11 protein-coding genes are annotated in these 11,520 nt (G+C 36.6%); 7 read left to right on the forward strand and 4 right to left on the reverse strand.

The window, feature by feature from the left end; all coding sequences use genetic code 11:
- Window positions 1-53 precede the first annotated feature (53 nt).
- Both D7004_RS13980 and D7004_RS13985 read right to left on the reverse strand, forming a co-directional pair.
- Window positions 54-761 (reverse strand): LOG family protein, encoded by a 708-nt coding sequence (locus D7004_RS13980; RefSeq protein WP_029289075.1) that lies wholly within the window; start codon window positions 759-761, stop codon window positions 54-56.
- Window positions 762-778: 17 nt separating this feature from the next.
- The gene (locus D7004_RS13985) at window positions 779-2,287 is read right to left on the reverse strand and encodes a sodium:solute symporter (protein ID WP_123206486.1); all 1,509 of its coding nucleotides are present in this window, start codon (window positions 2,285-2,287) and stop codon (window positions 779-781) included.
- Between the two features lie 537 nt (window positions 2,288-2,824).
- Between D7004_RS13985 and recR the strand changes: the two genes are divergently transcribed.
- The 3 genes from recR (at window position 2,825) to D7004_RS14000 (ending at window position 5,532) form a co-directional block, all read left to right on the forward strand.
- A complete protein-coding gene (gene recR, locus D7004_RS13990; RefSeq protein WP_123206487.1) occupies window positions 2,825-3,442 on the forward strand; it encodes a recombination mediator RecR in 618 nt (205 codons plus the stop codon).
- 176 nt (window positions 3,443-3,618) lie between these two features.
- Entirely contained in the window at window positions 3,619-4,437 is an 819-nt protein-coding gene (locus D7004_RS13995) for an SDR family oxidoreductase (protein WP_123206488.1), read from the forward strand.
- Window positions 4,438-4,467: 30 nt separating this feature from the next.
- Entirely contained in the window at window positions 4,468-5,532 is a 1,065-nt protein-coding gene (locus tag D7004_RS14000) for an alpha/beta hydrolase (protein WP_244214340.1), read from the forward strand.
- 55 nt (window positions 5,533-5,587) lie between these two features.
- Here the strand turns inward: D7004_RS14000 and D7004_RS14005 are convergent, their stop codons facing one another.
- Complete coding sequence (locus D7004_RS14005; protein WP_123206490.1) at window positions 5,588-6,535, reverse strand: ion channel; 948 nt, start codon at window positions 6,533-6,535, stop codon at window positions 5,588-5,590.
- 383 nt (window positions 6,536-6,918) lie between these two features.
- Between D7004_RS14005 and trpD the strand changes: the two genes are divergently transcribed.
- The 4 genes from trpD (at window position 6,919) to trpA (ending at window position 11,031) form a co-directional block, all read left to right on the forward strand.
- A complete protein-coding gene (gene trpD, locus D7004_RS14010) occupies window positions 6,919-7,905 on the forward strand; it encodes an anthranilate phosphoribosyltransferase (protein WP_123206491.1) in 987 nt (328 codons plus the stop codon).
- The gene (locus tag D7004_RS14015) at window positions 7,905-8,540 is read left to right on the forward strand and encodes a phosphoribosylanthranilate isomerase (RefSeq protein ID WP_123206492.1); all 636 of its coding nucleotides are present in this window, start codon (window positions 7,905-7,907) and stop codon (window positions 8,538-8,540) included. The genes trpD and D7004_RS14015 overlap by 1 nt, the downstream gene beginning before the upstream one ends.
- A gap of 449 nt (window positions 8,541-8,989) precedes the next feature.
- Window positions 8,990-10,171 carry a tryptophan synthase subunit beta gene (gene trpB, locus D7004_RS14020; RefSeq protein WP_123206494.1) on the forward strand — a complete coding sequence of 394 codons (1,182 nt, stop codon included), beginning with the start codon at window positions 8,990-8,992 and terminating at the stop codon, window positions 10,169-10,171.
- 92 nt (window positions 10,172-10,263) lie between these two features.
- Window positions 10,264-11,031 carry a tryptophan synthase subunit alpha gene (gene trpA, locus D7004_RS14025; protein ID WP_123206493.1) on the forward strand — a complete coding sequence of 256 codons (768 nt, stop codon included), beginning with the start codon at window positions 10,264-10,266 and terminating at the stop codon, window positions 11,029-11,031.
- 260 nt (window positions 11,032-11,291) lie between these two features.
- Here the strand turns inward: trpA and D7004_RS20845 are convergent.
- Window positions 11,292-11,520: hypothetical protein (locus D7004_RS20845; RefSeq protein ID WP_208646849.1), on the reverse strand; the 229-nt coding region annotated here is incomplete at its 5' end.

The following is an 11,520-nucleotide window of genomic DNA, read 5'->3' on the forward strand; positions in this document are numbered from 1 at the left end:
GAATCTTCAAATAAATCTTAAATCCTGTTCATCCTATAATCCTTTAATCTTCGTTAAAAATTAGGTTTAAGCACATACTTATCATAGAACCTGAAAATATGTTCTGCAGCCTCTTCAGCGGTATCTACTAAACGGAATAAATTCAAATCTTCTTCGTGGATGTTGTGTTCTTTCTGCAGCATCGTTCCTTTTATCCAATCGATTAAGCCGCTCCAATAATCTTTACCTAATAACACAATAGGGAAACGGGCAATTTTACCAGTCTGAATTAACGTTAAGGCTTCAAAAAGCTCATCCATTGTACCAAAACCACCAGGCAATACCACAAAACCCTGACTATATTTCATAAACATCACTTTGCGAACAAAGAAATAATCAAACTCTAAAAGCTTATTATGGTCGATGTATTTGTTGTGAAATTGCTCAAAGGGCAACTCGATGTTTAATCCAACGGATTTACCGCCATTGGTGTGTGCACCCTTGTTACCAGCCTCCATAATACCCGGGCCACCGCCTGTTATCACGCCATAACCACGGTCGGTTAAAAGTTTGCCGCATTGCTCGGCCAATTGGTAATATCTGTTCGTTTCTGCGGTACGTGCAGAACCATAAATGGTTACACAAGGACCTATCTTCGCCAGTTTTTCGAAACCATCTACAAACTCGGCCATTATTTTAAAAATCTGCCAAGAATCGGTTACCTTAATTTCCTGCCAATCTTTATTTTCAAAAGCACTTCTAATTTTTTCTTCACTCGTCATAAACTATATACTAAATATTAAAATTTGGTTTGCGCATCAGTTTTTTTGCTGATGAAAAGCAAGCCGATAAATGTGATTAAACCGTTAATTAAAATCAGTTCGACACTAAAAACGTAACCACCGAATAATGTGGTAGAATACGATGAAAGCAAGTAACATAAAAAAGGCGATAAAATGCAAACTATAGGCACTAATTTATCGTGTAAACCTCGTTTTTTTACAAACAATCCAAAACTGTAAAGGCCAAGGAGTGGCCCATAAGTATAAGAAGCGATGGTGAAAATTAAACTCACCACCGATGCACTGTTGAATGCATTAATTACAATAATGACTAAAAACATTAAAATGGAAAATGCTACGTGAACTGTATGGCGTTTCTTTACTGCATCTTTCGCATTCAAGTTTTCTGCCTTTGCCATCCCTAAAAAATCTACACAGAATGAAGTTGTTAAGGCGGTAAGTGCCGAATCTGTTGTAGCAAAAGTTGCCGCGGTTAAGCCAAGCATAAAAATAATGGCCGGTAAAGCACCCAAATTATTTAAGGCAATTTCTGGGAACAATAAATCGGTTCTTGGTTTGCCAGTAATATGGTCTAGCGGAATTTCAATACCGTTTTTTGCAGCGAAAATATACAGCAAAGCACCAACGCTTAAAAAGAAAATATTTAAAATTACAAATACACCCGTAAAGGTGAACATGTTTTTTTGTGCTTCTTTTATGGTGCCCATGCTCAGGTTTTTCTGCATCAAATCTTGGTCTAAACCCGTCATGGCGATGGTTACAAAAATACCGCCGATAAATTGCTTGCTGAAATAGAATTTGTTGGTTAAGAAATCATCTAGAAAGAAGACTTTTGAATAACTGCTGTTTTTAATCGTTTCAAATGCTTGAGGAATACTGAAATCCAGACTGTTGCAAATGAAATAAATGGTTAAGAAAACAGATAAAACCAGGAAAAAAGTTTGCAATGTATCAGTAATGATGATGGTTTTTAAGCCACCTTTAAACGTGTACGACCAAATCAAGGCCAGTGAAATGAGCACTGTAAGCCAAAACGGAATGCCGTAATTATCAAAAATAAAACGTTGTAAAACAATAACAACCAGGTATAAACGGGTAGCTGAACCCAAAGTTCTGCTCAGCAAAAATATCGATGCTGCGGTTTTGTAACTATAATGCCCCAAACGCTGTTCGATATAGCTGTAAATGGACGTGAGTTTCATCCGATAATACAGCGGCAGTAGAACAGTACAAATGATAATAAAGCCAACTGCGTTACCTAAAACGAACTGAAAATATTGAAATTGGTTTCCTCCAGGTGCGCCAACTTCGCCCGGAACGGAGATAAAAGTTACACCCGAAAGTGCGGTTCCAATCATCCCAAAAGCAACCAAATACCATTTTGAGTTTTTATTTGCAGTAAAAAAGGTTGAATTATCTGATGAGTTTTTCGAGGTAACAAATGAAATAATAATCAGCACTAAAAAATAACCGATTAAAAAACACAAGAGGATGGTTGGCGACATAGTTTTGTTTTAAGCTGCTAAATGTAAAGAAAACGATTTTTATAATCAATATTTTGACTTGGAAATCAGGTTTCGGTTGCAATAGGTTAATGTAGCTCCGTCATTACTTACTGTCCGGCAGGTGCTTTGCTCACCCGAAAACTCCTTTGGATAAGGTAAGCATATATAAAACATAAAGGCAGGTGCTTTAATCGGGATTCGTGCTCGCTGTTGCCGGGTTTAAGTTATTTAGGTTTGCCTTGCTATTTTAAACCTGACAGCAGCGAAAATACTTTTGGTTTGTACCAAAGAAATAGATTACTAAATAGTTGATTATTGCAATGACGAAATTGGGTAGCACGAAACATCGTACCGAAAGATTGTAGCAAATGGCAGGACTGATGAAACCTAAGAACTACTGAAACTGCTTTTCAAAATATAAATTTGTTTTATGATTAGTTGCTTGGGTTTATGGAATCCTATTTTTTCGTTGTTTAAGCTAACTAACTAAAAACAAAACCACTAAAAAACCAAACAACTATTTCATATTTTTGTAGAATGAATTTTTCTTCCAAGCTGCTTGAAGATGCAGTAAACGAATTCTCGAAGTTACCCGGCGTTGGGCAAAAAACGGCTTTACGCTTGGTTTTACATCTTTTAAATAAAGAGCAAGAGGAAGTAAATCAGTTTGGAAATACTTTTATTAAGCTTAAACAGCAAATAAAACATTGCAACATTTGCCACAATATTTCTGATTATGTGGTGTGCGAAATTTGTACATCGCATAAGCGAGATAAAGAAACCATTTGCGTGGTAGAAGATACTCGTGATGTGATGGCGATTGAAAATACATCGCAATATTTCGGCGTTTATCATGTTCTCGGCGGTTTGATTTCCCCAATGGATGGCGTGGGACCAACAGATTTATTTATTGATGGACTGGTTTCGAGGGTAGCTGCTGGTGGAATTAAAGAAATAATTTTGGCTTTGAGTCCGAATATGGAGGGCGATACCACGCTGTTTTACTTATACAAGCGGCTAAAAGAATTTAATGTACCGGTAACGACCATTGCCCGTGGAATTGCTTTTGGTGGCGAATTGGAATATACCGATGAAATTACATTAGGTCGCTCGATTATCACTCGTGTTCCATACGAAACGGCTATGATGAAATAATAAGTCGGATGTCAGAAGACGGAAGTCAGAAGATTGGATATAAAATACCTGTACCTAAAACCTGACCAAAAATTTAGAAATTTCAAAAGTCTTAATATTACCTCTTAAAAAACAATAAAGTGGTTCAGAAATTCAATATGTCTTGATACTTGCTACTTAATACTCGATACCAAAAAATGAACTTAAAAAATAAAATCATCATCATCACTGGCGCATCGAGTGGAATTGGTAAAGCTTGTGCTGAAGAATTTGCTATACGTGGCGCTAATTTAGTTTTAGCGGCCCGTCAATACGTTACACTTTGCGAAATTACAGCCGATTTAGAGAGGAAATATAACATCAGGGCTGTTGCCGTTCAGGCTGATGTCAGTAAAGAGGCAGATTGCGAATTGATTATTAAACAAACCTTGGTTTCATTCAATAAAATTGATATTCTGGTAAACAATGCAGGTTTATCTATGCGTGCTCTGTTTAACGATTTAGATTTATCGGTGCTTAAAAACCTAATGGATGTTAATTTTTGGGGAACGGTTTATTGTACCAAATATGCTTTGCCTGAGATTTTAAAAACAAAAGGAACAGTAGTTGGAATTTCGTCTATTGCAGGTTACCGAGGCTTGCCTGGTAGAACAGGATATTCGGCCTCTAAATTTGCCATGAACGGTTTTATGGAATCTTTACGAACAGAATTGTTAAAAACTGGCGTGAATGTTTTAGTGGCTTGTCCTGGTTTTACCACTTCAAATATTCGTGTTGCTGCTTTAGCAAAAGATGGCCATGCGCATGGCGAAACAAGTATGGAGGAAGGTAAAATGATGACATCGGAAGAAGTGGCAAGCATCATCGCTGATGGAATTGAACAACGCAAACGCACATTAATAATGACCGGACAAGGAAAATTGGCCGTTTGGATGAATAAGTTGTTTCCTGCTTTTGTTGATAAAAAGGTTTTCGATTTATTTGCGAAAGAGAAAAATCCACTGATAAAGAGGTAAGATGGAGAGATATAAGATGTAAGATGGGAAATGGAAGATGGTGGATGGAAGAGGGGAAATGGAAGAGAAAGTTCCATCGAAAGTCAGGGCGGCATTTTGACCCATTATCCGTCTTCCATAATAAATTTTATCAATTTTACATCCATCTTCCATCTACCCTCATCCATAATAAATCCATTATCCATAATAAATCCATTATTCCAGCAATTTCGTTTGTTTACTGTTGAAAATGAAAAGAAAAAATCTTTTATGCTTAAAAATTTAGTTTTAATAATGCTCTTGTTTCAAACCATTATTTCATCGGCACAAGTAAAAACAGCAAAAAACATTAATTATGCTGGCAATGCTGATGTAGCAAATACGTTGAATATTTTTTACAAGAATGATGATATAAAGGATAAACCTGTGCTTATCTTTATTCATGGTGGTTCCTGGAGTAGCGGCAAGAAGGAAACTTACTGGTGGTTGGGTAGAAATTTTGCCCGTAAAGGTGTGGTAACCGTCATTATAAATTATCCTTTGGCACCAAATGCGCAATACGAAAAAATGGCCGATGATTGTGCTTTAGCTGTAAAATGGGTTCAGGAGAACATATCAAACTATACCGCTAGTGGGAATAAAATTTTTGTGATGGGACATTCTGCCGGTGCGCATTTGGGAGAGCTTATCAATGCCGACCCAAAATATTTTAAACATGCAGGGATAAACAACCCAATTAAGGGAATGATTTTAAACGACCCTTTTGGATTAGATATGCATGAATATTTAACCACAGCAGAGAAAGATGATTTCTATTTTGATTTCCTCAGAACGTTTACCAATAAACCTGAAGTTTGGAAATTGGCATCGCCATTGAATTATGTAAACGACATTAAAAATTCACATTTGCTTTTTTATGGAGGTAAAACTTACGGTGCTATTCGTATTCAAACACCTCGATTGTATGAAAAGTTAAAAGCCAATAACGTTCCTGTAGAGATGAAAGAAATCAAAGGCAAAAGCCATGTGCCAATGATTAGTCAGATGATTTTTGGCAGTAATGATTTGTATAAAGATATTGTGGAGTTTATTGAAAAATCTTCGAAGAGTTTATAAATTGATATCAGAATAGAAAGAGTTTGTCAATACTCCTACCATTAACTCGTAAAACTCAATCCCCAACCACTTTTTCGGTTTTGTCGAATAAACTATAATCCAAAACTGTTTTTCCAACCTCGTTATGATAATGCATCATTTTAAATTTTGCATCCATTTCAATATCTTCATCTTGATAGCTCGTTCTTGTGTGAATGGTTTGCGAAAAAGTATCATCAAAAGCTTTTATAATTACAAAGATTTCAACCTCAGCAGCTTTCAAATCATCTAAAGTTTTATTAAAAATCGGACTATCTTCGTTAATCGGATGCACCAATGTCCAGTTTAAGGAAAGTACGCTAATTTTACTGCGTTCGAGTTCCAATGGGTAAAAACTTCTTTTCAATTTGCCATTATCAGTTTCATTGAAACTCATTACCATTTGTACTTCAACATCAATCAAAGAGTTTTTTCGCAAATTAACCATACGAAACATCAATGCTTTTTGGTTTTGATAAGGTGCAATAACCATTTTCTTACTAAACGAGACTTTAGATGTTGGTCGGCTGAAACGGCCATACAACAAACCGGTTGCTAAAGCAAAAGCCAACAAACCCAGCATACTTTCGAAAGCGGCCAGAATACTGGTAATAAAACCTTGCGGAGAGATATGTCCGTAGCCAACGGTAGAAATGGTTTGAGCAGAAAAGAAAAAAGCATCAAAAAACTGGTCGCGGATGGTTGTGCCATTTGCACCATTTAAATTCTCTATACCAACTATATTGTACGCAGCGGCAAAAAGTGTGTTCACAATAAGGTAGGCAATTAAAATAACGAGAAAAAACCTCGGCCAACTCATGGTAACGAGTCGGGTATAAGTATCATCAAATTTAAACCAGGGTAAACCTACACGTTCTATATTTGGTGTGCCGTCTGTATTTAAAACACGCTGATTTTTGAGAACGGGAGCGGAGCCGAAACCCAAATCATCATTAAACTGTACTTTTCTTTTAAAGAAAGCCATATAATTTAGAAAGATTTTGGAATTATAAAAATTATATTAATATTTGTTCTATACAAACATGATAATTAAAAACTTAAATAACAATTGGTGGTGGCATAACGAAATTCGTTAGGCAAATTCTATTGTTATATATTTTAAAATATTTTATAAACGATGAAAAGGATTGCCCAAAAAGCAATCCTTTTTTTATTTGCATTTTTTAACATTGAGCAAATTGTTAGCCACAGATGGAAAGGATGAACACAGATGATTAAAAAACATGGAAAAATCTGTGTCTGTCCACGGTTAAACTAAAGATGGAAAGGATGAACACAGATGATTAATCAGCATGAAAAAAATCTGTGTCTATCTGTGTTCATCTGTGGTTAAAATAAAAAATTAACATGAAAAAAATATTAAATCATTTATTCGAAAATAAAAGTTTCAGTAGGGAAGAAGCCAAAAATATCCTCATTTCAATTACGCAAGGTGAGTTTAATTCATCGCAAATTGCAGCTTTTATTACCGCCTATGCCATGCGGAATATTACGGTTGATGAATTAAAAGGTTTCCGCGATGCGATGTTGGATTTAGGTATCAAAACAGATTTTGCTGATTACGAATTGATTGACCTTTGCGGTACAGGTGGCGATGGAAAAGATACTTTCAATATTTCAACGCTTTCATCGTTCGTGGTTGCTGGTGCGGGTCATAAAGTGGCTAAACATGGTAATTATGGCGTGTCTTCGGGTTGTGGTTCATCCAATGTGATGGAATATTTAGGCTATAATTTTACCAACAACCAGGACACTTTAAAAAACAATTTAGATGCAGCAGGCATTTGTTTTTTACATGCGCCATTATTTAATCCTGCGATGAAAATTGTGGCCCCAATTCGGAAAGATTTGGGTATTAAAACCTTTTTCAATATGTTGGGTCCGATGGTAAATCCTTCGCAACCTAAATACCAAATGGTTGGTGTTTTTAGTTTAGAACTGGCTCGCTTATACAATTATCTATATCAGGATACGACTAAAAATTATACCATTGTGCATGCCTTGGAAGGTTATGATGAAATCTCTTTGACATGCGATGTGAAAACATTTAACAACAAAGGCGAGAGTATTTTAACCTTAAATGATATGGGTTTTGAGAAGGTTTCAACATCAGATATTAAAGGCGGCGACACGATAGAATCATCAGCCAAAATATTTATGGATGTGTTAAATGGCGATGCTACAGATGTGCAAAATAATGTGGTGCTGTGCAATTCTGCTTTAGCCATTAAAACAATTAAACCAACTGCAAGTTTTGCAGATTGCTTTTACGAAGCTGAAGAATCTTTAATGAGCAAAAAAGCTGTAGAGAGTTTTAAGAAATTAGTTGCATAATGAACAGTTTGAAATTAAAAGTATGCGGAATGCGTTTGGCAGCAAATATTGCAGCCGTTGCAGCCTTGCATCCTGACTATTTGGGCTTTATTTTCTACGAAAAATCGCCACGGTTCATTAGTGATGTATCTGCCGAATTAATTAAATACATCCCTGCAGAAATTAAAACGGTTGGTGTTTTTGTAGATGAGGATTTGGAAATAGTTAAGAAAAAAGTAAATCTTTATCAGTTAAAAGCTGTTCAATTACATGGGAATGAAAGTGTAGCATATTGTAGCGAATTGAAATCGGCATATAATGGTTTAGAAGTGATTAAGGCTTTCGGTGTGGATGAGGATTTTGAATTTTCGATATTGAATGATTATGCAACTGTGGTTGATTACTTTTTATTTGATACGAAAACTAAATCACATGGAGGTTCAGGGAAAACTTTCGATTGGAAAATTTTAGAAAATTATACACTCAATAAGCCTTATTTTTTAAGTGGTGGAATTGATTTAGAACATGCAACAGCGATTTCTGGAATAGATGATTCTCGGTTGTATGCGTTGGATATTAACAGCAGGTTTGAAATTGAACCTGGTTTAAAGGATGTGGAGAAGATTAAGGAGTTTGTAAAAGGGTTAGGAGGTTAAGTTGTCGTTGAAAGATGGTATTTGTCGACCGCTTTACCTGAACGGCCGTCACCCTGAACTTGTTTCAGGGTCTTAATTAAAGGCGGCTTAGCATGAAAGATGCTGAATTAAATTCAGCATGACGACCGTTTATGCATGAGTTCTATATTGAAAATGTTTTTACCGCTTAGAGTTAAGATTTTCGACAAGGTCTAGCAGGACTGGAAATGCAAGGAGGAATAGATGAAAGATAATAATTGTGGATTTGAGGATTCATTGCCGTCGGTTTCAACCGACGGATAGTATATAAAAATAGCCCATGATTTCAATCATGAGTAATATAATAAAATTCATTGTCGTTGGTTTCAACCAACGGGATAGTATATAAAAAATAGCCCATGATTTTAATCATGGGTAATATAATAAAATTCATTGTCGTCGGTTTCAACCGACGAATTGATAAAAAAGATATGAAATACAAAGTAAACGAAAAAGGATATTACGGAGATTTTGGTGGAGCGTACATCCCAGAGATGCTTTATCCAAACGTAGAAGAGTTGCGTCAAAATTATTTAAAGATTATTGATGATGCCGATTTTCAAAAGGAATTTCATCAGTTAATGAAAGATTATGTAGGTCGTCCTTCGCCGTTATATTTAGCGAAAAGGTTATCAGAAAGATATGGAGCAAATATTTTTCTCAAAAGAGAAGATTTGAACCATACTGGTGCTCATAAAATCAACAATACTATTGGGCAAATCCTACTTGCCGAAAAGCTTGGCAAGAAAAGAATTATTGCCGAAACTGGTGCTGGTCAGCATGGTGTGGCTACGGCTACGGTTTGTGCTTTGCGAAACCTGGAGTGTGTGATTTACATGGGTGAAGTGGATATTGAGCGACAAGCACCAAACGTTGCCCGCATGAAAATGCTTGGTGCAAAAGTGGTTCCTGCAAGTTCGGGTAGTAAAACCTTAAAAGATGCAACCAACGAGGCCATGCGTGACTGGATTAACAATCCTGTTGATACACACTACATCATTGGTTCTGTGGTAGGACCGCATCCATATCCTGATATGGTAGCAATCTTTCAGTCCATTATTTCAGAAGAAACCAAAAAGCAATTGATAACGCAAACCGGAAATGACCAGCCCGATTATGTTTTGGCTTGTGTAGGTGGCGGAAGTAATGCAATGGGTATGTTTTATCATTTTATGGATGATGAAAATGTGAAACTTATTGCCGTTGAAGCTGCTGGAAAAGGCGTTTCGAGTGGGTTTTCTGCTGCCACAACTTACCTTGGCAAAGAAGGTGTTTTACATGGTAGCAGAAGTATTTTAATGCAAACGCCAGACGGACAAGTGGTAGAACCACATTCGGTTTCGGCTGGATTGGATTACCCGGGGATCGGTCCGCAACATGCGCACTTATTTAAAACCGGTCGCGGGCAATATGTTTCCATTACTGATGAAGAAAGCCTTGATGCAGGTTTATTGCTCACTCAACTAGAGGGAATTATTCCTGCTATCGAAAGCGCACATGCCTTGGCTTATTTAGAAAAAATGGAATTTAAAGGCGGCGAAAATGTAGTGATTTGTTTATCAGGCAGAGGCGATAAAGACTTAGACACCTACATTAAATATTTTAATTTATAAAGATAAGTCGTCGTTGCGAGGCACGAAGCAATCTCTTTGGAGGTTTTTTAATAGATTGCTTCGTACCTCGCAATGACGGAAAGCTGAAAACAATGAACAGAATCAAACAACTCTTCCAAGAGAAGAAAAATATATTATCAATCTATTATACAGCTGGTTATCCAAATACTGGCGATACAATTAAAATTGCAGAGGCATTAGAGAAATCTGGGGCTGATATGTTGGAAATCGGGTTTCCGTATTCTGACCCTGTAGCCGATGGGCCTGTAATTCAGGCAAGTAGTAAGCAGTCGCTAGACCAAGGTATGACGCTGAACCTGCTTTTTGAGCAATTAAAAGATTTGCGCAAAAACGTTACCATTCCAGTTTTATTGATGGGTTATGTGAATCCTGTTTTGCAATTCGGAGTAGAGAATTTCTGTAAAGCCTGTGCCGAAGTTGGCGTTGATGGCTGCATTGTTCCGGATTTGCCGATGGTTGAATACGAAGAATTCTACAAAGGATACTTCGAGGAACATAATTTAAGCAATGTGTTTTTAATTACACCTCAAACGGCTGTAGAACGTATCCATAAAATTGATGGACTAACCAATGGTTTTATTTACTTGCTATCTTCTTCGGCTACAACAGGTAAAAACCTTGAAGTGGGAGATACTACCGAAACTTATTTCGGCAGAATTAAAGATATGAACTTGAAAAACCCGACCATGATTGGCTTTGGAATTAGCGATAAGCAGACTTTTGATAAGGCTTGTACTTATGCTAATGGAGGAATTATCGGAACGGCTTTCGTTAAAGCGATTGAGAATGGGGATTTGGAGGAGAGTGTTAATGCTTTTATGAAGAAGTTTAAAGCATAAATAAGGCGTTACTTGATTACCAAGTGCTAAGTAATCTATTTGCTCTTTCTTTTTTGTCCTGGCCGGACGGGCTTTTTTCTTTTGACAACAAAAGAAACAAAATTGCCGGCTGAAAATTTTTCTATTAAAGTCAGTAGTTTGGCTTAGCTATTGCATCCCGAAAAATTTGTTAGGCCGGATTATAGTATAACGGAGATGGAGTGGTAAGGCTTAGTGGGGTGGGAATTTAGGGTGGCTTATAGGCTTTCGTCATGCTGAATTCATTTCAGCATCTTTCTTGCTGTTAAGGTTATGTAGATTTTTAATTTGGTATTTTTTGTCCTGGCCGGACGGGCTTTTTTCTTTTCCTTGATGAAAAGACCAGCGGAGCTAGCTTGAACACCAAAAAAAATAGACAATGGTGAAAAAACAAAACCGAACTTTTCAGCGAGTTCATGAATACAATTAAAAACTTCTAGAGAAATGAATAAATCAAGGCTTGGAACTGAT

The organism is Pedobacter jejuensis (assembly GCF_003725795.1).
GTDB lineage: Bacteria > Bacteroidota > Bacteroidia > Sphingobacteriales > Sphingobacteriaceae > Pedobacter > Pedobacter jejuensis.

Bases quoted from the DNA above. Each gene is read 5' to 3' on its own strand.
- recR (WP_123206487.1), top strand. From the start codon at position 2,825: ATGAATTTTTCTTCCAAGCTGCTTGAAGATGCAGTAAACGAATTCTCG.
- D7004_RS13995 (WP_123206488.1), top strand. From the start codon at position 3,619: ATGAACTTAAAAAATAAAATCATCATCATCACTGGCGCATCGAGTGGA.
- D7004_RS14000 (WP_244214340.1), top strand. From the start codon at position 4,468: ATGGAAGATGGTGGATGGAAGAGGGGAAATGGAAGAGAAAGTTCCATC.
- D7004_RS13985 (WP_123206486.1), bottom strand. From the start codon at position 2,287: ATGTCGCCAACCATCCTCTTGTGTTTTTTAATCGGTTATTTTTTAGTG.
- trpD (WP_123206491.1), top strand. From the start codon at position 6,919: ATGAAAAAAATATTAAATCATTTATTCGAAAATAAAAGTTTCAGTAGG.
- D7004_RS13980 (WP_029289075.1), bottom strand. From the start codon at position 761: ATGACGAGTGAAGAAAAAATTAGAAGTGCTTTTGAAAATAAAGATTGG.
- trpB (WP_123206494.1), top strand. From the start codon at position 8,990: ATGAAATACAAAGTAAACGAAAAAGGATATTACGGAGATTTTGGTGGA.
- trpA (WP_123206493.1), top strand. From the start codon at position 10,264: ATGAACAGAATCAAACAACTCTTCCAAGAGAAGAAAAATATATTATCA.
- D7004_RS14005 (WP_123206490.1), bottom strand. From the start codon at position 6,535: ATGGCTTTCTTTAAAAGAAAAGTACAGTTTAATGATGATTTGGGTTTC.
- D7004_RS14015 (WP_123206492.1), top strand. From the start codon at position 7,905: ATGAACAGTTTGAAATTAAAAGTATGCGGAATGCGTTTGGCAGCAAAT.